This is a genomic window from Natrinema sp. 1APR25-10V2 (genome assembly GCF_031626495.1).
Classification (GTDB): Archaea; Halobacteriota; Halobacteria; order Halobacteriales; family Natrialbaceae; genus Natrinema.
Genome location: NZ_JAMQOJ010000005.1, coordinates 267651 through 293755 on the forward strand (window position 1 = coordinate 267651; position 26105 = coordinate 293755).

The window sequence follows — 26105 nt, forward strand, 5'->3', positions numbered from 1 at the left end:
TCGGGAGGGAACGACCCATCGGCGACCGGCCGAGGTAATCACCCCTCGCCGATCATCCGGTCTTCGTCCTCCCACTCCTGCCGGCGCAGTTCGTACTTCTGGGTCTTGCCGGTCGCCGTCTTGGGGAGCTCTTTGACGTATTCGATTCGGCGAACGGTCTTGTAACTCGCCAACCGGTCGCGGGTGAACTGGGTTAGCTCGTCGGCCGACACCGGCGGGTCGTTCGGATCGTCGTTCGACGGCACGACGAACGCCTTCGGCGTCTCGCCCCACTCATCGCTCGGCGCGGGAATCACCGCCGCGTCCGCCACTGCGTCGTGGTCGAACAGGGTGTCCTCGAGTTCGATGCTCGAGATGTTCTCGCCCCCAGAGATGATGATGTCCTTCTTGCGATCCCGGATGGCGATCAGCCCGTTCTCGTCGACCGTCGCGAGGTCTCCCGTGTGGTAGTAACCTTCCACGCGGTCGTTGAACGCCTCGTCGGTCTCCTCGGGCTTGTTCCAGTAGCGGTCCATCACCTGATTGCCGCGGACGACGATCTCGCCGAGCGTCGCGTCGTCGCGGGGGACGTCCTCGCCGTCCTCGTCGACGACCCGGACCTCGGTGCCGAGGACGCCCATCCCCTGTCGCTTCTTGATCTCGAAGCGGTTCTCGTCGTTCATCAGCCGCTTGGCGTCGGAGATGGTGATCAGCGGTCCCGTCTCGGTCGCGCCGTAGAGATGCTTCAGGTACCAGCCGAAGCGATCCTCGACGGCCCGGATGGTGGCCTCCGGCGGCGCGCTGCCCGCGGTCGTCACCCGGACCTGCTTGTCGCCCATCATCTCGGGCTCGCCCTCGCTCTCGTAGTAGTCGATCAGCTGATTGAGCACCGCTGGCGCGGCACAGAGGAAGGAGACGTCCTCCTCGCGGATCGAATCGACGACCTCGTCGGCGTTGACCCCGCGCGTACAGACGTGGGTCGCTCCCATACCCGTCACCGCGTAGATGTGGCCCCAGCCGTTGACGTGGAACATCGGCAGCGTCCACAGGTAGGTGTCGTCGTCGGTGATCTCGTGGTAGATCGACATCAAGTACGCGTGGACGGTCTCCGTCCGGTGGGTGCGACAGACCCCTTTCGGATCGCCCGTCGTCCCCGAGGTGTAGTTGATCGTGATGATCTCGTCCTCGCTCATCTCGGGTTGTTCGAACTCGGTGCCAGCCTCCTCGAGCGCCGCGTCGAAGCCCTCCCAGTTACCCTCCACGGCGTCGACGTCGTTCGTCACGAACGTCTCCGTCGGCACGTCGTCGCGGATCGCCTCGATCTTCTCGGCGTACTCGTAATCGGCGTAGATCGCGTCGACCCCCGCGTCCGAGAGGATGTACTCGTAGTCGTTCGGTTCGAGTCGGTAGTTCAGCGGCGTGTGGACCGCGCCGAGCTGCATCGCACCGAAGGCCGCCTCGAGGTGGTAGTGGGTGTTCGGATCCAGCACCGCCACACGGTCGCCCTTCTCGATGCCCCGCTCCTGGAGCGCCGCCGCGAAGCGGTCGGCGCGCTCGCCGAACTCCGCGTAGGTGTACCGGTCGCCGTCTACCCCGACGATCGCCTCCTCGTCCCCGTAGTAGGTGCGAGCCTGCTCGAGGAAATCCGTGACAATGAGTGGCGTTTCCATACGCAGCAATTTTTGCGGAACCAGCTGATACGTATTTCGTTTATTATCTATCGTTCGGAACTGCCAGTGAAAACAACAGTCAGGGTTGCGGAGACGGCGGGCCGAATCGATGCGGGAAGCGACGCTGCTTTCGGAGGGAGGCGCGATAGACGCCAGCTACGCGAGAACGGGAACCGAGAGACGGCCTCGAGAGCGGCGACGGAACCGGTCAGAGCCGTTCCCAGACTTCCTCGTCGTCATCGAAGTCCGGCTCGTCGGACGAGGTGAACGCCTCACCGCCCTCGAGTTCCGAGAGATCCTCGGCGGAGAGATCTCCGTCATCGACTCCGACGGGCGACTGTTCCTCGAGGTCCATCTCCGGCCAGGCGGTTTCCTCCCAGAGGCCGCGGTCGCTGTAGTAGTAGACGACGCCGTCGTTGACGACCGCGAAGAGCCCGCGCTGCTTGTCGTGGACGACGCGCTCGTTGGTGTCGATGGCGACGTCGACCACGTCCTCCAGCGTGTCGAGCGAGACGTGGTAGTCGCCGATCCACATCGGGATCGACCCCCGGGAGATCCACTCGGCGTAGCGCTGTTCGTGAACCGCGCGCCGAGCGGCGTCGATGTCCGTCGGCGAGCGTCGGGCGACGACAACGGCGCCGGCGAGCGAGAGCGTCCCGAGCACCGACAGCCCGCCGATCAGCGCCGGGCTACGGGATTCGGTCGTCCGCTCGACGCCGCTTTGATAACTGTGGGTCGCCGAGTCGGACAGCGAGCCGCCCACCCAGTACGCGTTCCCGGTAATCTGCAGCGGTGCGGTCGACGTCAGCGTCCCCGCCTGGCGACCGGTCTCGTAGGTGACGCGAAGCTCCATCGTGAGCGAGACCGAGCCGATGCCGCTGACCTCGCGCTGGAGTCGCTGCTGTCGCTGGCGGTAGTCTTCGATATCGATGGTCGCCTCCGACGTGGCGACGCCGTCCTCGACCGCCGGTGACTCGCGCAGCACCCGGTGGGTCTCGTTCCAGAACGTCGATCCGTCCCGGGTCGCCTCGTATCGAAGGACGAGTTCGTGCGTGATGTTCGCGTCCTCGAGCGAGCCGCCGGTCGTCTCTCGCAGTCGCGTTTCCGGCGTGACCGTCAGCTCCGGCGAGGCGTTCAGTACGTAGACGGAACTGTCCGTGAGCCGCTCGCCCTCGTTCCAGAGCGTTCCGTTCTCGGTAACGACCGCGCTCGTCCCCACGTCGGTCGTGACGCGTTCCTCGCCGAACTGCGGCGCGGTCGTGGTCTCCGGATTCGCGACGGCCCAGCCGCTCGCGCCGATGGCGAGCACGCCGACGACGGCCAGCACGATCACGATCGACCGACCGCTTCGTGCGAGCAACAGGTCGAGCCGCGGGTTATCGATCACTCGTGGGACACCTGCCGAGTCGCGATTGGTCCTGCCGTCCGCTCGCCCGGTTCGGCTCGCGGGACGCCAGTCCGCGGGCACGGTCGAGTACCGGGATAATCACGGATGAATGATGGAAATCTACCATTATAAGCATAGTGGCTTTTCCACCCGCCGTCGATCACTCTCGGAGCCACTTGCGAAGCTTGCGCTGAAGACGGGTCGAGAGTGGGACGTGATCGCCCGGCGTCCGAAACCGGACGTCGCCGCTGCCGAAGATCACGAGGATGAGCGCGACGGAAAGACCGACGATGACGCCGTTGGCTGCAGCGATCGCGGCGAGCGGGTGGACGCCGTGGAGCCAGACTAACACCTGTGGCGGCAACACGGCGAGATAGCGGTACTCGCCGAGGTGGCGCGTGTATTCCCCGGTTTGCTCCGGTGCGGAGAGCCGCACCGTGGTTTCGCCGCTCCCCCGAACGCCGACCGTCTGCCACTCCGGCGTGGCCTCGATCCCGCCGCTCTCAGCGTCGTGGACGACCACCACGGGCAGGTAGCCGGCGTTGTCGACGGTGCGCGTGAGTTCGGCCGTCGCACCAGGCGCGACGATCTGCGGATCGTCACCGGGCGACTCGGTACTGACGAGTCCGTACTCGTAGGTGCCCGACGGGACGACCATCGCCGCGGTCGCGAACGTAACGAAGACGAGCAAGACGAGTCCGAGCGCCGTCCAGAACGCGATCACGTTCTCGCGGGAGCGACGTCTGGTCGTCTCGCGGTGTTGCGGCCCGAGGCGCTCGAGGACGGTGCCGAAGCCGAGCAGGGCGACGCCGACCGCGACCAGCATCGATCCGAGGCTGTTGGAGGTAGCCGTCGCGGTCACGCCGACGATCGGTGCGACCGTCCCGTAGGCCCGCTCCGCGATTCCCTGAATGGCCGTGACGGCGGCTCCGAGGTGGGGGATCGTTACGACCGTTCCGCGGATCTGGAGGGCTTCGGCGACGATCTGTCCGTCCTGGACGGGCGGTTCGCCGCCGTCCTGATCGGTAAACGGGTTCGCATCCCCTTTCGTGATGTACCCGTCGTCGGTCTCCCTGACGACGCGGTGGGTCGTCAACCCGCCGTCGTGGAGCTCTCTGGCCTGATAGACGACGACGTCGCCCTCCTCTACGTCGCCGGCGACGACGCTTGGGATCGCGACGAAGCCGTCGCCAGCGTCCATCGTCGGCTCCATGCTGCCGGTCGCGACGTAGCCGAGGAGAATCGGTTGCCCGAGGAGTTGGCCGACCAGCAAGAGGACGACGACCAGCGCGACGACGAAGCCCAGTCCCCGCTTGAGGAGGTCGGCGGCAGTCATAGGCGAGGTGCGAGGACGGTCATGGTTGGCTGACGGTTCGGCTTTACTATGAGTCTGCTCCAGTATAAAGCCCGCGAGAGTTCCGACGATGACGGCTCGAGTTCGAGAGCCACGAGTGAGTCACCGTACCCGAACCGTTGCCGGCGATCCGTCGACGATCGCGGGGACGGTTATCGAAGGATCGCCCAGCGACGGTTCGCCGTCACCGCGAGGAACAGCAGCCCCGCCGTCGCCGGCGGCGCGAGCGCTGCCGTCGTCGACGCCGACAGCTCCCGGTTTCGAATCGCAAACGGTCCGGGTTCCTCGACCGTCACCTCCCCCGCAGCCACCCCACTGACTGCGATATCGTGCGTCCCCGGCTCGGCGAAGGCCCGCTCGAAGGTCACCGTCCGCTCGCCGTCGGCCGGGATCGAGACGGCCCGACTCTCGACGACGATCCCGTCGACCGCCAGCTCGAGCGTGCGATCGACCGGCGCGTCGGTCGGATTCCTGACTGTCGCCCGGATCATCGCCGACTCCCCAGCGGTGACCGTCGCATCGTCGACGGAGGCGTTGACCACCTCGATCGGCGGCCCCTCGACGGTCACCCGCCTGCTCCCGACCCCCTCGACCCCGACCTCGTACGCGCCCGGCCAGTACATCGTCCGCTCGAACGCGACCGATTTCGTCTCGCCGGGTCGGAGCTCGAGCGTCCGCTGATCGACGACGGTGCCGTCGACCGTTAGCGCTGCCGTGGTCGTCCCCGTCTCGTCGCCGTAGTTGTGGTACGTGGCATTGGCCGTCAGCGTGTCGCCGGTCTCGAGCGCCGTCGGCGAGACCGTGAGGTTCGTCCCCGCGATGGCCGGTTCGGAACCGGATTCGGGCGCGGTTTCGTCGTACTCCGCGACGACCGAGAACGTCTCCGTCCCGCTCTGGGCGGTATGAGTGTCGATTGCGACGCCGATGTGGGCAGTCTCGTCGGTCGATAGCTCGAGCGGGTCGGATTTACTGATCGTGTCGGTCGGATCGCCACCCCTGTAGAACGCGAGTCCCGCAACGTCGTTCTCGATCCAGACTCGCTCGACATCGTCGTCAGTGACGGTGATCGTGAAGACGTTGCCCGCGCGCGTGACGGCGTCGTCGTTTAAATTCTCGAGATCGAGCCTGAGTTCGCCGTCAGAGACGGTCGCATAGTCTCCGTTGGGTCCGGTGGACGGAGTCAATTGAAGACCGTCCGCCGCGTCGGTCTCACTTCCGGCGTCTGTGATGACCGCCGCACCGGTCGGGACGGTGACTGCGAAGGCAGCAAAAACGACCAATACGGCGAATCGGGAGACCATTAGTCTATTAGCGGTTCAGAGGTCGAGCGGTGATTATGGTCACTGAGTGCGTTCGGCCTCGATAGTGATCGTTGGCTCCCCAGAATCCAAGGAGGTGTCACTTGTGTTGAGAGCGATTCCGAGTGTTTTCGTATCAGTTTTAGACAAAGTCTCAAGATCCGCAAGGTTATCGGAACCGAATGTGCTGGGGCGCCCGTCTGTCGCGTTATAGACTTCGACGGCACTGTGATTGCTGTATGCCGTTACGGTGATCTGTTCGTTATCGTTGTTGGACACGTTCAGAACGTCGTCGTAGTATATCTTCGCGTTGTCATTGGCGTTGTCGAAGTGGAGTTTCACTACGCCATTACCTCCGTTGGCATCGGTTACGTTGTAGTGATTAGCATTATCATTGATGGCGAGCCCGAGCGCGGCGTTTGCATCGCCGGTAGTATTCACGGCCACAGTTCTGTCCGCCTCAACCTGACTGAACGCACCCGAAGCGATGAGCATCCCGCCGAGGAGGATCGTCGTTCCAAGCACGAACAGCACATTGCGTCGATTCAGTCTCATGATTATTATCTGATTTCTCACCACTCTGATGAACGTACGCGACGGTTTACCAGCGTGGTTCTTACCCGATCCAATGAACGTCACCTACTTTGTATTGAGTGGCCGGAACTGTCGAAAGACCGGCCATACCGCCGTTCAAGCCGACCCTGAACACCTGTCGAGGCGGCCGGTCGGTGAGCGGTTCTGAAACATCGCCGGTGAGACTCGCGTAGCATCGATCGAAGGTCAACGAGTTGCGCTCGTGGTTCGAGAACGGGTCGAGATTCGCGACCGAAAGCGCCACGCCGTTCTACCGCCACCGAAAGACGGTTTCGACCGCCGGTATCGGAAACCCGACTTGAAATCGCGTACTCGATTATCATCACCTAGCTCGTCGGCAACAAGCGTTATGTATCAGTAGAACTGTTATTCGTACTGATTAGGGGGATGGCGACCAGCGAGAGCCAACCGACGACAACCGGGACTGCGGGGCAGAACGAGCAGTCGCGAGAAGGCGAAATTTTCGATCTATTGAGCAATCAGCGTCGCCGGTACGCCATCCACTACTGCAAACGTGAGGACGAACCCGTCACGCTGGGTGATCTCGCCGAGCACGTCGCTGCCTGGGAACTCGATAAAGAGATCGAGGAAATCACTTCAGCGGAGCGAAAACGCGTCTACACCTCGCTGCAGCAGACGCATCTGCCGACGCTCGAGCGCGCGGACGTGATCGAGTTCGATGACCGAACGATCGAACTCACCGACGAGGCGGCTCGGCTAGACGTCTACCTCGACATCGTGCCTGGCGATTCCGTCCCATGGGGGGTCTACTATCTGGGCTTGACGGCAGTTGGATCGGTCGTGATGGGTGGGTTGTGGCTCGAGCTGATCCCGACTGAGACGATATCGGAGCTCGGCTGGGCGACGCTGGTGTTCGCGCTGTTCGCCGTTTCGGCCGTCGTCCACGTGGGTCAGAACCGGCGAATGCGACTCGGAGAGATGGAGCGACCGCCGTGACGATGAACGCGATCAGCAAACTCGCTTTCGTCTTCCTCGTCGTGGGTGCAGTGATACTGTGGGGACCAGTATTTGGATTCAGTACGTTCGCCGCCGATCGGGGAATGAATGTCGAAACCGCGGCGAGCCAGAATGCGTTACTGGGGATCAATGCGACCGATCAAACGGTCCAAGTCGCCGGAAACGATGATAATCCACAGAAGATCGGAACGGTTTCCAACAACTTGAACCAAGTCGCGACGGTCTCGATCGAAGTCGTTCATATCCCGAACGGAAGCGATGGAATACTCCAGGCACACCCAGCCGCGACGAACGTCGACCCTGGCGCTTCGACAGATGCTACCGTTGAATGTGCAGAAGGGACGACTCTCGGCGTAGAAGACGTCCGTTTTCGGGCCGAAGCAGAGGGATCGTCGGTACAGATCACAAACGCCACGTTTACCGTCACTATCGATATCCAGTGCGGTAAGGGAAGCGGGCAGATCTCACCGACGAGCTCGGGGCTCAGCGGGGTTTTCGCGTCTAACCTCACTAATGGAAACTCGAGTCAGCCGCAGACGATCGAGTTCGATCTCACAACGGATCTACCGTCTAACGAGACGGTGACGATTACGCTACGAGACGTTCAGAAGAATAACCGGCTTGATTACACCGGCACGACCATCGAGACCACCTCATCGGATTCGGTATCGGGACGAACCGCCGGAAATAACGGACACGATTACGAAATCGTATTCGATCCAAACGAAACGATAGCGGGGGGAGAAACAGTTACGATAACCATCAATCAAGTCGACGCATCGGGTTCCCAAGCTGCGAATTCAGCCCCGTACGATGCTGTGTTCCAGCGCAGCGACAAGTCTGACTCCGAATCCGATACCTTCGACGTCAATTGATCGGTGCGACCGTTTCGGTTTCTCACGCTACTGGCAGCTGTGCGATCCGTCGATCAATGCGAACGCCTTTTTAGCGCCGGCCCCCCACTTCGATGCATGTCGACCGAATCGATCAGCGACCGACGCGAACACATTCGCTCGGTCAGCGTGACCGCCCTGTCCGCGCTGCTGGGCGTCGCCGCGGCGCTGGCCTCCGCGACCTGGGTCGGGTTGTCTGAAGCGGCGGCCCAGAACACGCAGGCGCTCGCGTTCGTCCTGGGCGCGATCCTCGTCCAGTATCTGCTCATCAACGCCTCGGGGATCTACGGCGAGGACGAGTTCGGAACGAAACACTACCTGTTCGTCGCGTTCATGACGTTCTCGCTGTGGTTCGTCACGTGGGGTATCCTCCTCACCGCGGAGGCGACGGGCTAACATGGCCGACGACAGCATCGCCGTCGTAGATCTAGACCGGTGTCAGCCCGACCGGTGTAGCTACGAGTGTAAGAACTACTGCCCGCCCAATCGCACGGGCAAGGAGTGTATCACACTCCGCGGCGAGGAGGCCGACGAGGGCCAGCCCGAACAGATCCACATCTCCGAGGAGATCTGTCTGGGAGAGACCTGCGGGATCTGCGTCGAGAAGTGTCCGTTCGACGCCATCGAGATCATCAACCTCCCGCAGGAACTCCAGGACGAACCCGCCCACCGCTACGGCGAGAACGCCTTCTCGCTGTACGGACTGCCCGCACCGCAGGAGGGGCAGGTGACCGGCATCCTCGGCCCCAACGGGATCGGGAAGACGACCGCAGTCCGCATCCTCGCGGGCGAACTCGAGCCCAACCTCGGCCGCTACGACGAATCCCCGGGCTGGGACGAGGTCCTGGAAGCGTACCGCGGGACGGAACTCCAGGATTACATCGCGGACGTACGCGACGGCGACGTCACGATCGCGCGCAAGCCCCAGTACGTCGACCAGATTCCGAACAGCTTCGACGGCAATACTCGAGAGCTGCTCGAGCGGACGAACGAGCGTGGAGCATTGGACGAACTGGTCGAGCGGCTCTCGATCGGCCCCGTGATGGAGCAGTCGATCGACGACCTCTCGGGCGGCGAGCTCCAGCGGGTGGCCATCGCGGCCACGCTGGCCCGCGACACGGACTTCTACTTCCTAGACGAGATCACGCCGTATCTGGACATCGGCCAGCGCGTGACGGCGGCGCGGCTGATCCGCGAACTCGCCGAAGAGGAGAACAAGTCGATGCTCGTCATCGAACACGACCTCGCGATCCTGGACCTGCTCGCCGACACGCTCCACGTCGCCTACGGTGAGCCGGGCGCGTACGGCGTCATCACGTCGCCGAAATCGGTCCGCAACGGAATCAACGAGTACCTCTCGGGGTATCTCGACAACGAGAACATGCGGATCCGGCCGAACCCGATCGAGTTCGAGGAACACGCGCCCCGGAGCGTGACCCGCGCCGATACCCTCGTCGAGTACCCCGACCTCACCAAGAGCTACGGCGACGGCGAGTTCTCCCTCGAGGTCGAGGGCGGCGAGATCCGCGAGAACGAGGTGCTCGGGGTCGTCGGCCCCAACGGGATCGGGAAGTCGACGTTCGCCAAACTGTTGACCGGTAACCTCGAGCCCACCGAGGGCGATGCCGATCTCGATCTAGACATCTCCTACAAGCCCCAGTACGTCACCATCGACCAGCACATGCGGGTCGACGCCTTCCTCTCGTCGATCACCGACCAGTTCGGCTCGTCGTACTGGAACACGGAGATCGCGGGGCCGCTCCAGCTCGAGCGGATCATGGAACAGAACCTCTCGGATCTCTCCGGCGGGGAGCGCCAGCGGGTCGCCATCGCGGCCTGCCTCTCCGATTCGGCCGACCTCTACCTGCTCGACGAGCCCTCCGCGCATCTGGACGTCGAACAGCGAGTGCAGGCCACGAAGGCGATCCGGCGCTACGCCGAACAGCAGGACGCCACCGTGCTGGTCATCGACCACGACATCTACATGATGGACCTGCTCGCCGACCGGCTGATGGTCTTCGACGGCGAACCCGCGGTTCACGGCCGCGCCGGCCAACCGCAGCCGATGCGCGACGGGATGAACGAGTTCCTCGCGAACCTCGAGGTCACGTTCCGCCGGGACGAGCGCACCTCGCGCCCGCGGATCAACAAGCCCGAGTCGCAGCTGGATCGCCAGCAGAAAAGCGAGGGCGAGTACTACTACGCGCCGTAGACGGTCGGTTCTCGGCGGTTGCTGTCGCGGACGGAAATTAGCCCATCAGCCGCTGACAGCTCCCACAGAGGTTCTCCTCTTTGATGTCGACCTCGCGGACCGTCGGCGAGAAGTTCATCACGCAGCGGTTGTTGTCGCAGTGCTCGAGGCCGTAGGTATGGCCGATCTCGTGGACGATCTCCTTGCGGACGCGGTCCTCGAAGATGTCGGCGGCGCTCTGATTCGAGAAACCGCCGTCGCTCGAGGTCTGGAGCCGGTAGGTCGAGACGACGCTCCCGCTGCCGTCGAGGTAGGCCAGCCCGAAGACGTAGTTGCGCCGCCGATAGAAGAGGTCGTGGGGAGTGATGGCGATGTTCTTCTCGCCGCGGCCGACGCGCTCGGCGAGTTGGATGAACGTTTCGGCGGAGTACTGGTTTCGGTCGGAGTCGTAGGCTCCGTTGGGGACCGACTGCGAGTCGTTGACCGACACGTCGCAGTCGTAGACCGATCGCAACGCGGTGGAGGCCGCCCGCTTGACCTCCGCGGGGACGTTGCCGACCGGCACGATATCGACGAGCATGGAAAGTGGTATGGCCGCGGGCGGCATAAACGTCCCGCCGTGGGCCACTCTCCCAGGGATTTCGGGTCGCTACTCGAGTACCTCGCCGGGTACGAGCGCGTCGTCGAGGTCGGCATCGGTCGCCGAACCGAGACGGCTCGAGCGCTGGCGGACCGCGGCGTCTCGGTCACCGCGACGGACGTCCACGAGCGCGCGGTTCCCGACGGCGTGACCTTCGTGCGCGACGACGTCGTCGACCCCGACCCGACGGTCTACGCGGGCGCAGACGCAGTGTACGCGCGGAACCTGCCGCCCGAACTCCATCGACCGGCGCTCGAGGCGGCTCGCGACGCCGGTGCCGACTTCCTGTTTACGACGCTCGGCGGCGACCAGCCGGCGGTGCCGGTCGAGCGCAAACCGATCGCGGAGGGAACGCTGTATCTGGCTCGAGCGCTCCGATAGCGAAGGCGGTCGAGCGGGACCGCCAGCCTCCCCGTTGAGCCTGCCGGGTAGGGGTATACGACCGTCGCGCTGGTGGTAGTCGATATGGGACTGAGCGCCCGCAATCGACTCGAGGGGACCGTCCGATCGATCGAGACAGAAGGGATCATGGCGGAAGTCGCAATCGAGACGGAGGGAGGACAAACCGTGACGGCGGTAATAACGAGCGATTCGGTGGATCGCCTCGGGATCGGGGAGGGGGACGAGGTCAACGCCGTGGTCAAGGCGACCGAGGTGATGGTGGAGAACGCGTAGCCGATCCACCCGCGCGGCGGCGAGCGAATCCGACCGCCTTTATTCCCGCCGTCCCGTCTGGACGAGCATGAACGCAGACGCTGTCGTCTTGGATATCGACGGGGTACTCGTCGACGTCGCCGACTCCTACCGGCGGGCGATCGTCGAATCCGTCGAATCGGTGTACGACCGGACGATCCGCAAGGACGATATTCAGCAGTTCAAGGACGCGGGCGGGTTCAACAACGACTGGGAACTAACGTACGCCGCCGCGCTCTACGTGCTGGCGACCGAGGAGGGGTACGACCGGTCGCTCGAGGACTTCACCGACGCGATCGCCGCCGCGGGCGGTGGCCTCGAGGCGGCCGAGGCCGTCGTTCGCGAGGCCATCGGCGCGCGGGCGACCCAGCGCGTGACCGAGCGGTGGGACCGCGAGCGCCTGCGCGACGTCTTCCAGCAGCTGTATCTCGGCGACGAACTCTATCGCGGCCTCGAGGGCGGGGAGCCCGACCTCGAGCGCGAGACGCCGGGGTTCATCCACGACGAACCGGTGTTGCTCGAGTCCGAAGCGCGGGATCGGCTGCTCGAGAGCTACGACGTGGGGGTCCTGACCGGGCGGCCGGCGGCCGAAGCCGAGATCGCCCTCGATCGCGTGGGGCTCGACGACGCGATACCGGCCGATCGACGCTTCACGATGGACGACTGGGAGGAGGGCAAACCCCACCCGCGGGCGCTGACGACGCTCGCGGAGCGGTTCGACGCCGGCGCAGTCGCCTTCATCGGTGACACGTTAGACGACGTTCGAACGGCGGTCAACGCGAGCGAGGCCGATCCGGACCGCGAGTACAGCGGCGTCGGCGTCCTGACCGGCGGGCTGACCGGCGAGGAGGGGCGACGGAAATACGAAGACGCGGGCGCTGCAGCGGTCTTGGAATCGGTCAACGCGATTCCAGACTGGCTCGAGTCGTAGACGAGCGGTCAGTCGGCTTGGTCGTCGGGGAGGCGGACGAACGTGAGCCAGAAGTCCTCGAACGAACGACCGAGTTCGATGAATTCGTCCGGTTCGACCGGCTTTTGAATGTAAGCGTTCGCGTGAAGATCGTACGAGCGAGCGATGTCCTCCTCCGAAGCGGAGCTCGTCATGACGATGACCGGGATCGATCGCAGCACGGGTTCGGACTTGAGTTCCGAGAGGACGTCGGCGCCGCTGACGCCGGGCAGTTGGAAGTCGAGCAGGATCATGTCCGGCCGCGGGCTATCCGCGTGATCGTTCCGCTGGTGAACGAAGTCGAGCGCGGACTCGCCGTCGGTGACGGAGTGGACGTCGCAGGCGATGGCGGCGTCTTCGAACGACTCGGAGAACAGGCGCGCATCACCCGGGTTCGGCTCGACCAACAGGACGATGATGGCGTCCTCGATCGGCGGAGGCATACCTCCGTTTAGCGGCGAGATTAAAAGAGTTGCACGGTAATTCCGGTCGAGAGCGGCCGCGTGTTCGACGAGGGCAGTTATCGGAGCCGGTCCGGACAGCAGATTTGAGGCCGAACGGTCGTCGTTACGCGGCCGGCTCGTCCAGTCGGCGACAGGAGTCGAACCGATCGTCGGTCAGGTAGACTGCCCCGTCGCGGACGGCGACCGCGATCGACTCGAGCGCGTCGCCCCGACACGGGCCGGCCGTACAGACGCCGTCGTCACACTCGAATCGCGCACCGTGTTCGTGACAGACCAGTTGGTCGTCGCGAACGATCGCGCCGGGGCCGGGATCGAGCCGCACCTCGGGCTTGTGCGGACAGGAGTTTCGCCACGCGGAGACCGCCTCGCCCTCGCGCCGGAGGATCAGTTCCGTTCCCCGATTGCCGGCACGGGCCTCGCATCGGAGCGTCCCGTCGGTCGGCACGTCCGCGAGCGGGGCGATACGGCGAGGGTCCCCGGTGGCTTCCGCGCGGTGATCGTCGCCGTCCTCCGTGCTGCCGTCGACGCTGAATCGAAAGGTCGCGTCGCCGGTCGACACGTCCCCCTCGTTCCCGTAGACGGTAACGGACGTCGCGTCGTCGTCACCCTCGAGCGTCACGCGAACGGAATCGGTCATACCCGCTATTTTCGGCCAGCCTAAAAGTATGTTCCGAACCGACACCGTTCGGCTCGGACCGCGTCCGATCGGGCGGAGCCGCACGCTCGACCGGCGCGTTCGACCAGTGAGAAAACGACGGTACGCCTATAGGGGAGCCCGAAGAACGGACGAATATGGACGACACAGACGTGACCGTCGACGTCGAGGTCGAGGTCGAAGTGGACTCGAGCGAACTCGAGATCGAGGTCGGAGACGAGCGGGAGTTCGAGGGCGAACTCGAGGCGGACGGCCTGACCATCGAAGTCGAGGCAGAGGTGGCGGTCGAAGGCGAAACGGAGGGTGAAGAAGACGAAGCCGAAGAAGAACCGACGGCCGAGACCGACGAGGGCGAGGAGTCCGACGCCGACGAGGAGTAATCCGCGGTTCCGCGGGACTCCCCGGACGGAGACGTCGTTTTTCGCGCGTGTCGAAAGACGCTATGTGCTGGCACCGCAAGGCGAGGGTATGAGCTGGACGGTTATGCCGACGTTCGACGAGTACGAGGCGGCCCGCGAGGAGTTCGCCTGGGACCTCCCCGACGAGTACAACCCGGCCGTCGACTTTCTGCGAAAACACGAGGACACGAGTCGAACGGCACTGCGGTACGAGGACCCCGAGACGGGCCTCGAGACGTACTCCTTCGACGACCTCGACGAGCGGTCGGACCGCCTTGCGGCCGCGCTGGCCGACCTCGGCGTCGCGGCCGGCGACCGCGTGGGCGTCGTCGTCCCGCAGAAGCCACAGAACCCGCTGACTCACCTCGCCAACTGGAAGCTGGGGGCGGTGTCGGTGCCGCTGACGGTACTGTTCGGCCGCGACGCATTACAGTACCGGCTCGAGGACAGCGAGGCGAAAGCCGTCGTCGTCGACCCGAGCGTCCGCGAGACGGTCGACGAGATCCGCGACGAGTGTCCCGCGCTCGAGGCCGTGATCGAACTCGGCGACGGCGAGTCGGTCGAGGGCGAGGCTCACGCGTTCGACGACCTCGTGGCCGCCCACGAGCCCGGTATCGAACTCTACGACTCGACGCCGGCGACGCCGACGGCGATCATGTACACGAGCGGGTCGACGGGGCCGCCGAAGGGTGTGCGTCACAGTCACGCACTCTGGCTCGGGCGGGCCGCCGCGGCGTACAACTACTTCGACCAGGGGCTCGCGGAGGGCGAGGCCACGCTGTGGACCCCGGCCGACTGGGCCTGGGGCGCGGCGCTGGGCGGAACGCTGTTCGCGGCGTGGCACCACGGCTGTACGATCGTCGGCTGGCCTCGCGACGGGTTCGACCCCGCCGAGGCCTACGAGCTCATGGAGCGCCACGACGTAAACAAGGCGTTCATGCCCCCGACCGCGCTCCGGATGCTAATGGGCGTCGACGATCCGGAAGGGCGGTACGATCTCTCGCTCGAGACGTTCGGCTCGGCCGGCGAACCGCTCACCTCGGAAGTCGTCGACTGGGTCGAGTCGACGTTCGAGGACGTCGCGATCAACGAGTTCTACGGCCAGACCGAGCTCAACCTCGTCGTCGGCAACTCCGAAACCTGGTTCGACACGCGCCCGGGCAGCATGGGGAAACCGTTCCCCGGCTACGAGATCGCCGTGCTCGATCCGGACACACACGAGCGGCTCGATCGCGGCGAGGTCGGCGAACTCGCCGTCAAGCCGGGCGATCGCCGGGTCTTCTTCGACGAGTACCACAGGCTGCCGGAGAAGACCGCGAACAAGCGAACCGAGGACGGCTGGTTCCTGACGGACGACCTCGTCGAGCGCGACGAGGACGGCTACCTCTGGTTCGTCTCGCGGGCCGACGACGTGATCCTCACCAGCGGCTACCGCGTGGGGCCGATGGAGGTCGAGGACGCGATCCTGACCCACGAGGCCGCCGAGCAGGCCGGCGTCGTCGGCGTCCCCGACGAGACCCGCGGCGAGGCGATCAAGGCGTTCGTCGAACCCGCAACCGACGAGTACGCTCCCGACGAACTCCGCGAGGAGATCCGCGAACTGGTCCGCGACCGACTGGCCGAGTACGAGTATCCCCAGCACATCGAGTTCGTGGAGAGGCTGCCGACTACGACGACCGGCAAGATACAGCGCCGATCCCTACGTGACGACGAGGACGACGAGACGTAGCCCGTCCGTCCACGAGCGGCCGTCGTCCCTCCGGCGCCGCCGCATGGCGCTCGCTCGTCCCCCGAACCGATCCGAATCGACGAGAGTCAGAGACGGTTTTATTGTTCCTGGTTCTGAACGTCGAGCCATGTACCGCGTTTTGCTACCCGTCGACACCAACGAGGATCGCGCGCTAGCCCAGGCGGAGTACGTCGAATCGCTGCCGAACGCCGCCGACTCGGTCGAGGCGTACGTCCTGTTCGTCTTCAGCGAGGACAGCGACGACCTCCCACAGGAGTTCGAGAAGTTCAAGTCCGCCTCCCGGATCGGCTCCGTCCGCCGCGCCAAAGAGAGCCTCGAGGAGGCCGGCATCTCGGTGACGATTCTCGAGGACAGCGGCGACACGGAAGACGACATCCTCGAGGAGGCCGAGGAGTACGACGTCGACGAGATCGTTCTCGGCGGCCGGAAGCGCTCCCCCGTCGGGAAGGCGCTGTTCGGCAGTATCACGCAGGGCGTCATCCTCAGTACCGACCGGCCGGTGGTCGTCACCGGCGGTGGCGGCGAGGAGTAAGCCGGCTTCGGGAGCCGATCACGCCGCTTGTTCCCGCCGGCAGCCATCTTATCCGGGTCGATACCGACTGTTCGGTATGGCAATTCGGGAACCGGAGCCGGACGAGTCCGAGCGGATCCGCGAGGTCGTCGACAGTTCGATGACGACCTCGTTCACGCTCAGTCCGGGCCAGATCGACGGGATTACCGACGAACAGTTCGCCGACGAGACCGTCGCCGAGAAGATCGACGACGAGGACACCCTGCTTTACGTCGCCGAAACCGGCGAGGACATCGAGGGCGAGACCATCACCGGGTTCGTCGAAGGGCACCTCGAGGACGATTGGGGCGAGGTGAACTGGCTGTTCGTCGATCCGGAACACCGCGGCCAGGGTATCGGGACGGAACTGTACGAGACCGTGACGGAGTCCCTCCGAGACCACGGCGCCGAGCACGTCTGCGTCACCGTCCTCGAGGCCAACACCGAGGGTCACCAGTTCGTCGAACAGTTCGGCCTCGAGCACAACGGCGACCGGCGCATCGAGGTCGCCGAGGAGTCGCTCGTGAAGTACGTCTACGCGGACACGGACGTCGACGTGGAGCTCCCGACGGAGTCGCGAGCCGACGAGGGAGACGAGGAGGACGCGAAAGCGGAGGAGTTCCCGGAAACGGAGGAGACGGACGGCCACCTGACGGCGACGAGCGACGACGGGAAGACGGTCTACATCGCCCGCGAAGAGGACGAATCGGGGACCGCAGCCCCGTTTTTCGTCACTTACGAAGACGAGGAGTACGACGAACAGTACGGCTTCTACTGCGCGAACTGCGGCTCGCTCGACGTCTCGATGAACAACATGGAGCGGCTCGAGTGCGGCGACTGCGGAAACGACCACGCAGAGCGGTCCGGCGAGTCGTACGACGACTCGTACCTCTGATTGACATCCTCCCACCGCTAAAGGGGTGGGATTTCTCCGGTGGGATGTTGGCTATGCCGTACCCACGGAGGCGAGTTTCCCGTCGTCGGCACTCTGGATTGTGCGCTCCTCGTTGGGACTCGCCCTCTCGGGAGAGCGTGACGACTCCGACCACGTATGGTCGTCCCACTTGAGGCGCACGGGCCGTGCCATCGACCCGACTTCTCTGCCAGCCTGTCGTTCGAGGAACGTCCGCGAGGCACCGAGGTCGGCGTGTCCCTCGTAGCCACACGAACACCGGAACACGTCGCCGTCCCGCTCTGTATCGTCTCGCTCGCCACACACGGGGCACTCCGCCGTCGTGTATGCTTCTGACTCGGTTTCGACCGCGATGCCGTACTCCTCGGCGGTCGTGGCGAGACGGTCGATGAACGAGCGATACGCCCAGAATTGGTGCGTTTTCTCGTTCACTCGCGCCGACCACTGTTCCGACAGCACATCGGTGAGGTCGCCCACGTATACGGTGGCAACGCCCTCGTCGTACAGTCGTCCCATCAAGTCTCGCACGAGCGTGTCCTGTGCGTGGTCGCGTCGACGTGTCCGCTTGCGACAGAGGCGTCGAATCCGTCGGCTACTGTACCGTCCCTCGCGGAGTGTCGATTGCAAGCGGGCGATCTCCTCGGTGGTTTCGCGGAAGCGGGCGAACAGGTCACGGCCCTCGTAGAGGTACTGCTGGCCGGTCGTGGTAGTAGAGGCGACGAGGTTGTTCGCACCCACGTCCAAGGCAGCCGATTCCTCGGCTAGTGGTGAATCCCGTCGAGAATCAGGCACGGTGATGGGACGTGAGCCTCGAAGAAGCCTATCAGGGGATTATCGAAGCGGGGTTGGAAGCGGTGGAACATCCAGACGAGCAATAGCGCGTGGATTGCCGAGCCATGCTGTCGCTTACACCCACCCATTCAGGGGTGGCTTCCGCTCGCTGCGTGTCACTTCGCGAAGATGCTGTCGGCCGTCGCCGCACCGACGACGCTGAAGACCGAACCGACGCAGACGGCCTTGAACGAGGTCACCACGAGCTCGCAGGAGCGCGCGGCGCGCTCGAGGCCGCCGGACAGGGCCGCGAGGCCACAGGAGGCCTCGGCGTCCGCGAGGAACGTCTCGGGGGCGCCGAACAGGAGCGCGAGCACGGTCACCGAGCCGAAGGTGACCACCATCAGCGAGATAAAACGGATCGGGACCCCGGCGACCTCCTGTTCGTCGTCCAGGTCTCTGGTCGTGTCCGCCTTGTACAGCGCCGCGTAGCCGATCGCGAAGACGATCGCGACGATCGCGAGCGCCTGCAGAATGTGCATGTTCCCGGCGAGGACCCAGACCTCCTCGGTGACCACGAACGGGCCCGCGAGCAGGAACCCACCGACGATCTGCTGGGCCGAGTCCGCGAGCCGAAAATCGCGCGGACGGCGCGGCCGTCGAAGTTTCATAGCGGGGGATTACGGCGGAGCGACAAAACGGTCCCGTTTGCCCGAGTGATGACGCCGGCAGCCGATCGGTCCGCCGACAGCCGACATCAGACGAACAGCAACAGTGCCGCGTACCCCGCCCCGCCGAGCGCGAACGCCCAGAACCGGCTCTCGCGGTCTGACGGCAGTTCCTCTTTGATCACGTTGAGGATGACGCCGCCGGCCAGAAACGGGAGAAAGACGGCGACGAGGAGTTCGGTCCCCTCGAGCGCGTACCCCGCTCCGAAGCCGGCGAGCACCGCTGCCGACAGGATCCACCGGCCCCGACGATGGTAGACGCGCCCGTGGTGCTCGCGGAGGCCGTCGTCCGTGACGACGAAGTGGAGTGCCATAGCGACGACGAACAAGCCGACGTTGCCGAGTTCGGGGTCCCAGAGCAGCGAACCGATGACGGCGTTGTAGACGGCGAACGCGCCGAGGTGGAGCCAGAACACGCCGGTCGCGTCGGCGTCACCGTCCCGGTCGGTGCCGCTGTTCCCCCGGCGGGCGAGTTGCTCGAGGCCGTAGAACGTGACGAATCCGAAGAGGGCGACGAGATAGCCGTACTGCTCGGCCAGCGGCGTCGAGAGCCCGTGCCGATCGATCGTCGCGGCTGCCTCGTGGATCTCGGGCAACAGGTGGACGAACACGTACGCGACAGAGACGCCGCCGGCGCTCGAGAGCCACCGACTCCGCGGGATTCGACCGCCGATGCCCAGTCGGCCGGCGAAGAAGTGGACCAGTGCGAGGACGAACGCGTACGCGAGGAGAATCGCGGCGGCGGGGTCCGCCGACTCGGTCGGAGACATTGGCGGAGGCGTATGCGAGAGACGGACAAATGGTTTGGCCGGCGGCTCAGTCGTCGACGCTGTGTGTCCGATCGCTCCGTCCCGGCATCGCGTCGCCGACCGTCCCGGCGGTTCGCCGGAGGAGGCGACGGAACGACTGCCAGCGGCGAACGAACAACGCGAGCCCGAGAACGACGTAGATCCCGGTGTAGACGAGCAGCAGTTCGGTGCTCTCGATCGGGAGCCCGACGTACTCCTGAATGATGACGAACTCGAGGAGGACCTGCGAGAGGAAGAGGACGAGCAGCGTGATCGCCTCCCTGACGGACATCTCGAAGTTGAGCAGGAGGCCGATCGCGAAGAACGACTGAGCGGCGGTCAGCCAGATCTCGGCCTCCTGCTTGAAGTCGAAGGCGAGCACGCCGTACTGCCCCAGCGCGATCGAGTGGACGACGACGAGCGTCCCGATGAGCAGCGTCCACTGGTTGAGCTTCGAGGAGATGAGCGCGTTGAACCCGGCCGTCGAGCGGGCCTTGTTGACGAGGTAGATGACGACGATCAGCTCCGGCGATTCGGAGGCCAGCGGCGCGATCCACTGGATCATGAAGAACGACGGGACGCCGACCTCCTGACCGAGGTGCTCGAGACCGTGAGCGAACGGTTCGACGGCCGTGAAGATCATCGCACCGGCGTAGCCGAAGAGAACAAGGACGGTCAGGACGCGGCGACCCCGCGGATACCGCTGGAGATACGCCGGGACGCCGACGTGTTCGGTCTCCGGTTCGGCCTCGCCGCGAAGGATGACCGCGATGTAGAGCACGTAGAGGCCCACCAGAAACAGCATGTCGAAGATATCGATGCCGCCGTTGAGGGGGACGAGGAACGCCCAAGCCGTCGCGACGAGCAGGAAGACGACCTCGAGGCCGATGTCCCGGTCGAGGACGACGACGTCGGCGAGGAAGCCGGAGCGGGGCTCGACCGCGGGATCGGTCGACGAACCTCGGCGGAAGATCGTGAAGAGGGCGACGCCGGCCCAGCCGATGCCGATGAGGATCCGGTTCGCACCGGTCATATTGGCGACCGCGAGGTTCCCGGCCTCCATGCCGCGTTCGGTCCCCGCGAACACGCCCGCGTTCCAGGCGTAGAGGGCGTCGACGGCGTACTCGGGTGCGACGGCCAGCACTGCCAGCACCGCAATCGCGAACGCTCGCGGCACGTCCTTCTCGGCGGTTTCGGCCGCCCACGCGAGGAGGAACGAGGCTCCGAGGACGGCGAGGCCGGTCACGATCACCGTCCCGAGCGTCGACAGCGACTCGAGCGGTGCCGGCGCTTCGTAGGCGACCCCCGCGACCGTCGCCGTCCATGGCAGGAGCTCCGTCGCTCCCCAGACGACGACCCAGGGGAGTGTCAGTGCGAGAGCGGCCGAAATCGCGCCGAGCGCTTGTCGTCTCATACGGGTCGTACTGAAACGGGTGTAGCCGAGCCGTTATAAGTAACGCGTTGCAGTGACGGTGCTGCCTGCTACTGCTGCGGGGTCCGCTCCTCGAACGGCTGGACGATGACGAACCCGTCGGAGCCCGAAAACTCGAGCTGGTAGCTCTCGTCGGAGGACTGGCCGATCATGTTCGAGAGACTCTGGTCGACGTGACTGCCGGGCGTGGTTCCGCTCCAGGCGACGGTCGCGCTGGGGTCGGTCCGGACCGGCGGGCGCAACACCAGCGGCTCGCCGTGGGTCGTGATCGCGACGTAGCCCGGGCCGACCAGCGAGACGTTGGTCAGACCGCCGGCGGAGAACCCGGCGATGCTCTTGATCGTCCGGATCTCGTAGTCGACGCTCGACTCGAAAGCGAGGACGTCGTTGCCGTTGACCGAGATCTCCTGACCGGCGTCGAGTTCGAGGAGCTGGATCTTCTTCTCCTGGTCGGCCAGATAGACGTGGCCGGTGCCGGTCGCCTCCATTACCGCGGTCCCTTCGCCAGTCGCCTTCTCCTTGAGGAAGCCCGTGATACCGCCCTCTGCGGAGGATTTGCCCTCGAACGAGACGTCGCCGCTGTAGGCGATCATCGATCCGGCCTTGGCAGTCACGGACCCGTCGAGGGCCACGTCCAGTAGCTTGCTGTTCTCGAGCTGGAACGTGTCGTCCCCTTCTTTCGGTTCGTTCGCGTCGACGAATTCATCGAGATTCATGATAGTCCGAGCCGTGAACGGCTCTATCGGGCTCGTTGGTCGGGATCTGGCAAATAGTTACTCATCGAATACGTCGTCGACGGTGACGCGGCTGACTGTCGACTACTCCGTTCCCCGAACGAAATCCGCCGCCTTCTCGGCGATCATCGTCGTCGGCGCGTCCGTGTTCCCGCTCGTGATCGTCGGCATCACCGACGCGTCGACGACGCGCAGCCCGGAGAGCCCTCGGACCCGAAGTCGGTCGTCGACGACGGCCATGTCGTCGTCGCCCATCTTGCAGGTGCCGACGGGGTGGTACAGCGTCTCGGCGGTCTCGCGGATATGCTCGATCAGGCCCTCGTCGCTCTGGACGTCCGCGCCCGGCAGTACCTCCTCGCCGCGGTACTCGTCGAACGGCTCGGCTTGCATGATCTCCCGGACCAGTTTGATCCCCTCGAGCAACACCTCGAGATCCTCGTCCGCCGTCAGATACTGCGGATCGATGACCGGCTCGTCGAAGGGGTCGGCAGACCGAAGCGTGATCCGACCGCGGCTGTCGGGTCGCAGGCGGAGCGCCCCGAGCGAGAAGCCGTGTCCCTCGGGGTTGTCGAACCCGTGTTCGACGAAGTACGACGGGCCGAAGTGGAACTGGATCTCGGGCCGATCGGCGGCGTCGGTGACGGACGCGAAGCCGCCGGCCTCCGCGATGTTCGAGGTCAGCGGCCCGCGCTTCAGTACGAGGAATTTCAGCAGGTTCCGGAGCGAGTCCGCCTCGGCGAGGCTGACCGGCTTCTCGCACTCGTAGTTGACCCCGATCTGGAGGTGATCCTGCAGGTTCCGGCCGACGCCGGGGAGATCCTCGACGACCTCGATACCGTGGTCCGCGAGGTGGTCGGCCGGGCCGACGCCCGAACACATGAGCAACTGGGGCGAGTTGATCGCCCCGGCAGAGAGGATCACCTCCTCGGTCGCGTCGACCGTCGCGGGACTGCCGCTGGCGTCGTCTCGAGCGTACTCGACGCCGACCGCCTCCCGTCCGTCGAACCGAACACGTGTCACCCGCGCCCCGGTCACCGCGGTCAGGTTGTCGCGGTCGAGGGCCGGCTTCAGGTAGGCGTCGGCGGCGCTGTGGCGGCGGCCGTCTTTCTGCGTGACCTGATAGAAGCCGACGCCCGCCTGGTCGCCGTCGTTGAAGTCCTCGTTGTGGGGCAGTCCAGCGGCCTGCCCGGCTTCGACGAACGCCTCGCTGAGTTCGTTCGGCGACCGGACGTCGGCCACGTTCCGCGGGCCGCTGATCGCGTGGGCGTCCGAGGGACCCCGCTCGTTGTGCTCGGCCCGCTTGAAGTACGGCAGCACGTCCTCGTACCCCCAGCCCTCGTTGCCCAGTTCGGCCCACCGGTCGTAGTCCTCGGGCTGGCCCCGGATGTAGATCATCGCGTTGATCGAACTCGAGCCGCCCAGCGTCTTCCCCCGGGGCCAGTAGAGCTCCCGGTCGTGGAGTTCGGACTGCGGTTCGGTGTGGTAGTTCCAGTCGACGCTCGACTGGAACAGCTCCGAGAACGCCGCCGGGATCCCGATTTCGCGCTCCTCGTCGGGTTCCCCCGCCTCGAGGAGGAGTACCTCGGTCTCGGCGTCGGCCGACAGTCGATTCGCGAGTACACACCCCGCCGGCCCCGCGCCGACGATCACGTAGTCGTAGGACCGCCCTTCCCCTGACATGGTACTCCATACCGTATTGCCGAATTATAATAAGCGTTTCACGGAATTTCGGCTGCTCGAGCAGGTCGACCGTCGGTAGGACCCGCGAGAAGAACGATTAGTTCGCGACGGCGATAGGCCTAAATAGATCTCCGCTCATCCCGGGATGTATGCGACACGAGGTGTTCAACGAGGCGGGGGAGCGCGACCTCGTCTTCGTGCTGGGGTGGGGGAACAGGATCGAGCACGGAAACGTCCAGTGGCTCGTCGATCGACTGGTCGACGCCGACTATCGCGTCACCGTCTTCCAGATACCGACCGTCGTCACCGACTTCGAGACGGAGTGGGTGAAACCGATCGCGGAGTACGTCGACGGCCTCGAGAACTACCGCCTGTTGAGCCACAGCACGGGCGGGCTCATCGCCGAGTACCTCGAGGGGGCCGAGTACCGCGTCTACCTGAGTCCGTGGTGGGGATTCCACGACGACATGCAGAATCCGATCGTTTCGCTGGCACTGAAGGTGCCCCTCTCGTGGTCGATCCTGCCGACCGGCGGCATCGATCGGGAGATGCTGGGCGAACTCGCCACCGACCGGCAACTCGAGGAGACGCCGAGCCGCATCGCGCCGACCTTCTTGCGCGAAGCGAAACGGGCACAGGCACACCTGCCGCCGTTCCAGTTCTCGGATCGCAGCGCCGTCTTCTACACGCCCGACGACGCCGTCGTCAGCGCCGCTGCGATCCGAGAGCGCGCACCCGAGGCCAATCAGGTCGTCTACGAGGGCGGCCACCAGCTGTTCGACTCGCCGTCGCGCGAGGAGCACGTCGAGACGGTGCTGGCGGCACTCGAGGAGGGACGCGCGGCGCTCGAGTGAACGGGAGTCGACGACGCTGGCGCGGCCACGTCGGCCCGGTCGACGGTCGCCCGAACTTCAACGCCCTGAACGTGTAACGCGACGGCGGAACTACCGTCGTGTGGCACGTGTGGTAGATGGTTCGTCGCAGAACGTGGCTGGTGACGCTGGTCGCACTCGTCCTGATCGTCGCAACCGTGACGTACGGCGTCCTCGCGGTGGATCGGCCGCGGGTCGAGTCGGTCGAGAACGAGTGGGGGACCGTCACGAGCGAACGGACCGAGATCGAAACCGAAGTCGCCGTCGACAACCCGTTCTTGCTCCGCCTCGGCGACGCTGCCGCGGACGTCTCCTATTCGGTCTCGCTGAACGACGTCGAAGTCGCGGCCGAAGAGGAAAACCGCGTGCGACTCGCCGGCGACGAGAGCACGGTCACCGTCTCGACGTGGATCGACAACGACAAGATTCCGGCGTGGTGGGCCTCCCACGTCAACAACGACGAGACGACGACGGTCCGCGTCGAGCCCGACATCGTCGTCGACTACGCCGGGATTCGAGTCCCGGCGGAGGAGTTGACGCGCACCCGCACCGTCCATACGAACCTGCTCGAGCCCCTGGCGACGAACGAGAGCCGGCAGTTCCAGGTCTCGAATCAGACGGTGTTCGTCGTCGACGAAACGGACGCCCAGTGGGGCAACGCCACCGTCAACCGGACGCCGATCGAGGCGTCGGCGACAGTTACCAACTCGCTCGGGATCCCGGTCCCGATCACGCAGCTCGGCTACACGGTCCGGCTAAACGGCATCGTCGTCGGGCAGGGCGTCGCCGCCCGGCAGACCGTCCTCGAGCCCAACCAGACGCGGACGCTCGAGGCCGGCGCGGCGATCGACAACTCCAAACTCGACGAGTGGTGGGTGACACACCGCCGACAGGGCGGTGCGTCGAACCTGACCGTCGACTTCAACGCCACCGTGGCGCTCGGCGGCGTCGAGCGAACCCTCCCGCTCGATTTCATCTCCTACGAGCGGCAGTTCCGGACGGACCTGTTCGGGGCGGAGAACGCGTCGGGGAACGCGAGCGCGAACGAATCCGCGAGTGACGAGGACGGGGGACGAGATGGCGGACGGGAGCCCGCCGAGAACGGAACACAGCTCGTCGGGAGCGACGGCGCATCCCGTTCCCGCGGGGTCTGAGCCGTTCCGGTTCGTCGCTCGCCTCGAGACCACACGACGACCGGCAGCGACTCGAGCTATTTCACCCTCCGCCGCAAAGGACCTGGTATGACCGACTTCCGCGGCACCTGGTCCGAGAGCGAGGTCGAGCGGTTTCTCCGGGAGGCGACGATCCCGATCCGCATTGCCACGCACCGACCCGACGGCTCGCTCTGGCCCGTCACGCTGTGGTACCGCTATCGGGACGGCGTCCTCGAGTGTGCGACGGGCGCGAATTCGAACTTGGTTCGGTTCCTCCGTCACGACCCCGAGATCGGCTTCGATATTTCGACGAACGACGTTCCCTACCGCGGGATCAGGGGCACCGGGACGGCCGAGATCGCGGCCGACAGCGACAAGGCGGTCCTGCGTGACCTCCTCGAGCGCTACCTGGGCGGCACCGACTCCCCGCTCGCCCGATGGCTGCTGGCCGACGACCGCGAGGAGGTCCGGATCGAGATCGAACCCCGGGAGATCTACAGCTGGGACTACGCGAGTCGGATGGGCGAGGGGTCGAGCGAAGACGATCCGTCCAGTACCTGACTCGGTGGTTCGAATCCGGATCTGTCGTC

Annotated in this window: 27 protein-coding genes and 1 pseudogene; 14 read left to right on the top strand and 14 right to left on the bottom strand. The window is 65.2% G+C overall.

The genetic code is table 11. The features are described from left to right. Positions 1 to 38: 38 nt before the first annotated feature. From NDO75_RS17180 to NDO75_RS17200, 5 genes are all read right to left on the bottom strand, one after another. Complete coding sequence (locus NDO75_RS17180; protein ID WP_310907838.1) at positions 39 to 1649, bottom strand: long-chain-fatty-acid--CoA ligase; 1611 nt, start codon at positions 1647 to 1649, stop codon at positions 39 to 41. Positions 1650 to 1857: 208 nt separating this feature from the next. Beyond that, entirely contained in the window at positions 1858 to 3036 is a 1179-nt protein-coding gene (locus NDO75_RS17185; RefSeq protein ID WP_310907839.1) for a DUF5305 domain-containing protein, read from the bottom strand. A 160-nt stretch (positions 3037 to 3196) separates the two neighbouring features. Next, entirely contained in the window at positions 3197 to 4372 is a 1176-nt protein-coding gene (locus NDO75_RS17190) for a signal peptidase I (protein ID WP_310907840.1), read from the bottom strand. A gap of 170 nt (positions 4373 to 4542) precedes the next feature. Then, positions 4543 to 5691, bottom strand: a complete 1149-nt coding sequence (locus NDO75_RS17195; protein ID WP_310907841.1) for a CARDB domain-containing protein — start codon at positions 5689 to 5691, stop codon at positions 4543 to 4545. A 39-nt stretch (positions 5692 to 5730) separates the two neighbouring features. Next, entirely contained in the window at positions 5731 to 6243 is a 513-nt protein-coding gene (locus NDO75_RS17200; protein ID WP_310907842.1) for a DUF1102 domain-containing protein, read from the bottom strand. Positions 6244 to 6669: 426 nt separating this feature from the next. Between NDO75_RS17200 and NDO75_RS17205 the strand changes: the two genes are divergently transcribed. The 4 genes from NDO75_RS17205 to NDO75_RS17220 all read left to right on the top strand — a co-directional run bounded on the left by NDO75_RS17205 (position 6670) and on the right by NDO75_RS17220 (position 10365). Next, positions 6670 to 7239, top strand: coding sequence for a hypothetical protein (locus tag NDO75_RS17205; protein WP_310907843.1), 570 nt, complete (start codon positions 6670 to 6672; stop codon positions 7237 to 7239). Then, positions 7236 to 8135, top strand: coding sequence for a hypothetical protein (locus NDO75_RS17210; RefSeq protein WP_310907844.1), 900 nt, complete (start codon positions 7236 to 7238; stop codon positions 8133 to 8135). The genes NDO75_RS17205 and NDO75_RS17210 overlap by 4 nt, the downstream gene beginning before the upstream one ends. 96 nt (positions 8136 to 8231) lie before the next feature. Continuing rightward, positions 8232 to 8549 carry a hypothetical protein gene (locus tag NDO75_RS17215; RefSeq protein WP_310907845.1) on the top strand — a complete coding sequence of 106 codons (318 nt, stop codon included), beginning with the start codon at positions 8232 to 8234 and terminating at the stop codon, positions 8547 to 8549. Position 8550: 1 nt separating this feature from the next. Beyond that, positions 8551 to 10365 (top strand): ribosome biogenesis/translation initiation ATPase RLI, encoded by a 1815-nt coding sequence (locus NDO75_RS17220; RefSeq protein ID WP_310907846.1) that lies wholly within the window; start codon positions 8551 to 8553, stop codon positions 10363 to 10365. Positions 10366 to 10402: 37 nt separating this feature from the next. On the opposite strand, the gene NDO75_RS17225 is transcribed toward NDO75_RS17220, so the two are convergent. Continuing rightward, positions 10403 to 10924 carry an archaemetzincin family Zn-dependent metalloprotease gene (locus NDO75_RS17225; protein ID WP_310907847.1) on the bottom strand — a complete coding sequence of 174 codons (522 nt, stop codon included), beginning with the start codon at positions 10922 to 10924 and terminating at the stop codon, positions 10403 to 10405. A gap of 39 nt (positions 10925 to 10963) precedes the next feature. On the opposite strand from NDO75_RS17225, the gene NDO75_RS17230 reads away from it, so the two are divergent. The 3 genes from NDO75_RS17230 to NDO75_RS17240 all read left to right on the top strand — a co-directional run bounded on the left by NDO75_RS17230 (position 10964) and on the right by NDO75_RS17240 (position 12608). Then, positions 10964 to 11365 (top strand): UPF0146 family protein, encoded by a 402-nt coding sequence (locus tag NDO75_RS17230; RefSeq protein ID WP_310907848.1) that lies wholly within the window; start codon positions 10964 to 10966, stop codon positions 11363 to 11365. An 84-nt stretch (positions 11366 to 11449) separates the two neighbouring features. Then, on the top strand, positions 11450 to 11659 hold the full coding sequence (locus NDO75_RS17235) for a TOBE domain-containing protein (RefSeq protein WP_310907849.1): 210 nt from the start codon (positions 11450 to 11452) through the stop codon (positions 11657 to 11659). A gap of 67 nt (positions 11660 to 11726) precedes the next feature. Next, positions 11727 to 12608: a TIGR01548 family HAD-type hydrolase gene (locus NDO75_RS17240; RefSeq protein ID WP_310907850.1), complete on the top strand. Its 882-nt coding sequence runs from the start codon at positions 11727 to 11729 to the stop codon at positions 12606 to 12608. 8 nt (positions 12609 to 12616) lie between these two features. On the opposite strand, the gene NDO75_RS17245 is transcribed toward NDO75_RS17240, so the two are convergent. Both NDO75_RS17245 and NDO75_RS17250 read right to left on the bottom strand, forming a co-directional pair. Next, positions 12617 to 13069, bottom strand: a complete 453-nt coding sequence (locus NDO75_RS17245; protein ID WP_310907851.1) for a response regulator — start codon at positions 13067 to 13069, stop codon at positions 12617 to 12619. A gap of 124 nt (positions 13070 to 13193) precedes the next feature. Further along, positions 13194 to 13727, bottom strand: coding sequence for a Rieske 2Fe-2S domain-containing protein (locus NDO75_RS17250; protein ID WP_310907852.1), 534 nt, complete (start codon positions 13725 to 13727; stop codon positions 13194 to 13196). Positions 13728 to 13882: 155 nt separating this feature from the next. Here NDO75_RS17250 and NDO75_RS17255 point away from each other — a divergent pair, with 155 nt between their 5' ends. The 4 genes from NDO75_RS17255 to NDO75_RS17270 all read left to right on the top strand — a co-directional run bounded on the left by NDO75_RS17255 (position 13883) and on the right by NDO75_RS17270 (position 17338). Then, a complete protein-coding gene (locus NDO75_RS17255; RefSeq protein WP_310907853.1) occupies positions 13883 to 14125 on the top strand; it encodes a hypothetical protein in 243 nt (80 codons plus the stop codon). Between the two features lie 88 nt (positions 14126 to 14213). After that, positions 14214 to 15872: an AMP-binding protein gene (locus NDO75_RS17260; protein WP_310907854.1), complete on the top strand. Its 1659-nt coding sequence runs from the start codon at positions 14214 to 14216 to the stop codon at positions 15870 to 15872. Between the two features lie 127 nt (positions 15873 to 15999). After that, a complete protein-coding gene (locus tag NDO75_RS17265; protein WP_310907855.1) occupies positions 16000 to 16425 on the top strand; it encodes a universal stress protein in 426 nt (141 codons plus the stop codon). A gap of 76 nt (positions 16426 to 16501) precedes the next feature. Then, complete coding sequence (locus NDO75_RS17270; protein WP_310907856.1) at positions 16502 to 17338, top strand: GNAT family N-acetyltransferase; 837 nt, start codon at positions 16502 to 16504, stop codon at positions 17336 to 17338. A 51-nt stretch (positions 17339 to 17389) separates the two neighbouring features. On the opposite strand, the pseudogene NDO75_RS17275 reads toward NDO75_RS17270, so the two are convergent. From NDO75_RS17275 to NDO75_RS17300, 6 genes and pseudogenes are all read right to left on the bottom strand, one after another. Then, positions 17390 to 18160, bottom strand: a pseudogene (locus tag NDO75_RS17275) (transposase); the annotation flags it as partial. Between the two features lie 143 nt (positions 18161 to 18303). Continuing rightward, positions 18304 to 18798 carry a DUF2391 family protein gene (locus tag NDO75_RS17280; RefSeq protein ID WP_310907857.1) on the bottom strand — a complete coding sequence of 165 codons (495 nt, stop codon included), beginning with the start codon at positions 18796 to 18798 and terminating at the stop codon, positions 18304 to 18306. Positions 18799 to 18884: 86 nt separating this feature from the next. Beyond that, positions 18885 to 19625, bottom strand: coding sequence for a hypothetical protein (locus NDO75_RS17285; RefSeq protein WP_310907858.1), 741 nt, complete (start codon positions 19623 to 19625; stop codon positions 18885 to 18887). 46 nt (positions 19626 to 19671) lie between these two features. Then, entirely contained in the window at positions 19672 to 21057 is a 1386-nt protein-coding gene (locus NDO75_RS17290) for a sodium:calcium antiporter (RefSeq protein ID WP_310907859.1), read from the bottom strand. Between the two features lie 68 nt (positions 21058 to 21125). Continuing rightward, positions 21126 to 21791: an AIM24 family protein gene (locus tag NDO75_RS17295; RefSeq protein WP_310907860.1), complete on the bottom strand. Its 666-nt coding sequence runs from the start codon at positions 21789 to 21791 to the stop codon at positions 21126 to 21128. 102 nt (positions 21792 to 21893) lie between these two features. Further along, on the bottom strand, positions 21894 to 23489 hold the full coding sequence (locus NDO75_RS17300; protein ID WP_310907861.1) for a choline dehydrogenase: 1596 nt from the start codon (positions 23487 to 23489) through the stop codon (positions 21894 to 21896). 149 nt (positions 23490 to 23638) lie between these two features. Between NDO75_RS17300 and NDO75_RS17305 the strand changes: the two genes are divergently transcribed. From NDO75_RS17305 to NDO75_RS17315, 3 genes are all read left to right on the top strand, one after another. Next, on the top strand, positions 23639 to 24343 hold the full coding sequence (locus NDO75_RS17305) for an alpha/beta hydrolase (RefSeq protein WP_310907862.1): 705 nt from the start codon (positions 23639 to 23641) through the stop codon (positions 24341 to 24343). A 116-nt stretch (positions 24344 to 24459) separates the two neighbouring features. Further along, positions 24460 to 25515 carry an LEA type 2 family protein gene (locus NDO75_RS17310; RefSeq protein WP_310907863.1) on the top strand — a complete coding sequence of 352 codons (1056 nt, stop codon included), beginning with the start codon at positions 24460 to 24462 and terminating at the stop codon, positions 25513 to 25515. Positions 25516 to 25602: 87 nt separating this feature from the next. Beyond that, on the top strand, positions 25603 to 26076 hold the full coding sequence (locus tag NDO75_RS17315; RefSeq protein WP_310907864.1) for a pyridoxamine 5'-phosphate oxidase family protein: 474 nt from the start codon (positions 25603 to 25605) through the stop codon (positions 26074 to 26076). Positions 26077 to 26105 lie beyond the last annotated feature (29 nt).

What these genes read in the sequence shown, in the direction of transcription:
- NDO75_RS17180 (WP_310907838.1), bottom strand. Translation starts at nt 1,649, where the DNA reads ATGGAAACGCCACTCATTGTCACGGATTTCCTCGAGCAGGCTCGCACC.
- NDO75_RS17190 (WP_310907840.1), bottom strand. Translation starts at nt 4,372, where the DNA reads ATGACTGCCGCCGACCTCCTCAAGCGGGGACTGGGCTTCGTCGTCGCG.
- NDO75_RS17195 (WP_310907841.1), bottom strand. Translation starts at nt 5,691, where the DNA reads ATGGTCTCCCGATTCGCCGTATTGGTCGTTTTTGCTGCCTTCGCAGTC.
- NDO75_RS17200 (WP_310907842.1), bottom strand. Translation starts at nt 6,243, where the DNA reads ATGAGACTGAATCGACGCAATGTGCTGTTCGTGCTTGGAACGACGATC.
- NDO75_RS17205 (WP_310907843.1), top strand. Translation starts at nt 6,670, where the DNA reads ATGGCGACCAGCGAGAGCCAACCGACGACAACCGGGACTGCGGGGCAG.
- NDO75_RS17215 (WP_310907845.1), top strand. Translation starts at nt 8,232, where the DNA reads ATGTCGACCGAATCGATCAGCGACCGACGCGAACACATTCGCTCGGTC.
- NDO75_RS17220 (WP_310907846.1), top strand. Translation starts at nt 8,551, where the DNA reads ATGGCCGACGACAGCATCGCCGTCGTAGATCTAGACCGGTGTCAGCCC.
- NDO75_RS17225 (WP_310907847.1), bottom strand. Translation starts at nt 10,924, where the DNA reads ATGCTCGTCGATATCGTGCCGGTCGGCAACGTCCCCGCGGAGGTCAAG.
- NDO75_RS17235 (WP_310907849.1), top strand. Translation starts at nt 11,450, where the DNA reads ATGGGACTGAGCGCCCGCAATCGACTCGAGGGGACCGTCCGATCGATC.
- NDO75_RS17240 (WP_310907850.1), top strand. Translation starts at nt 11,727, where the DNA reads ATGAACGCAGACGCTGTCGTCTTGGATATCGACGGGGTACTCGTCGAC.
- NDO75_RS17245 (WP_310907851.1), bottom strand. Translation starts at nt 13,069, where the DNA reads ATGCCTCCGCCGATCGAGGACGCCATCATCGTCCTGTTGGTCGAGCCG.
- NDO75_RS17250 (WP_310907852.1), bottom strand. Translation starts at nt 13,727, where the DNA reads ATGACCGATTCCGTTCGCGTGACGCTCGAGGGTGACGACGACGCGACG.
- NDO75_RS17255 (WP_310907853.1), top strand. Translation starts at nt 13,883, where the DNA reads ATGGACGACACAGACGTGACCGTCGACGTCGAGGTCGAGGTCGAAGTG.
- NDO75_RS17260 (WP_310907854.1), top strand. Translation starts at nt 14,214, where the DNA reads ATGAGCTGGACGGTTATGCCGACGTTCGACGAGTACGAGGCGGCCCGC.
- NDO75_RS17265 (WP_310907855.1), top strand. Translation starts at nt 16,000, where the DNA reads ATGTACCGCGTTTTGCTACCCGTCGACACCAACGAGGATCGCGCGCTA.
- NDO75_RS17270 (WP_310907856.1), top strand. Translation starts at nt 16,502, where the DNA reads ATGGCAATTCGGGAACCGGAGCCGGACGAGTCCGAGCGGATCCGCGAG.
- NDO75_RS17280 (WP_310907857.1), bottom strand. Translation starts at nt 18,798, where the DNA reads ATGAAACTTCGACGGCCGCGCCGTCCGCGCGATTTTCGGCTCGCGGAC.
- NDO75_RS17285 (WP_310907858.1), bottom strand. Translation starts at nt 19,625, where the DNA reads ATGTCTCCGACCGAGTCGGCGGACCCCGCCGCCGCGATTCTCCTCGCG.
- NDO75_RS17290 (WP_310907859.1), bottom strand. Translation starts at nt 21,057, where the DNA reads ATGAGACGACAAGCGCTCGGCGCGATTTCGGCCGCTCTCGCACTGACA.
- NDO75_RS17295 (WP_310907860.1), bottom strand. Translation starts at nt 21,791, where the DNA reads ATGAATCTCGATGAATTCGTCGACGCGAACGAACCGAAAGAAGGGGAC.
- NDO75_RS17300 (WP_310907861.1), bottom strand. Translation starts at nt 23,489, where the DNA reads ATGTCAGGGGAAGGGCGGTCCTACGACTACGTGATCGTCGGCGCGGGG.
- NDO75_RS17305 (WP_310907862.1), top strand. Translation starts at nt 23,639, where the DNA reads ATGCGACACGAGGTGTTCAACGAGGCGGGGGAGCGCGACCTCGTCTTC.
- NDO75_RS17310 (WP_310907863.1), top strand. Translation starts at nt 24,460, where the DNA reads ATGGTTCGTCGCAGAACGTGGCTGGTGACGCTGGTCGCACTCGTCCTG.
- NDO75_RS17315 (WP_310907864.1), top strand. Translation starts at nt 25,603, where the DNA reads ATGACCGACTTCCGCGGCACCTGGTCCGAGAGCGAGGTCGAGCGGTTT.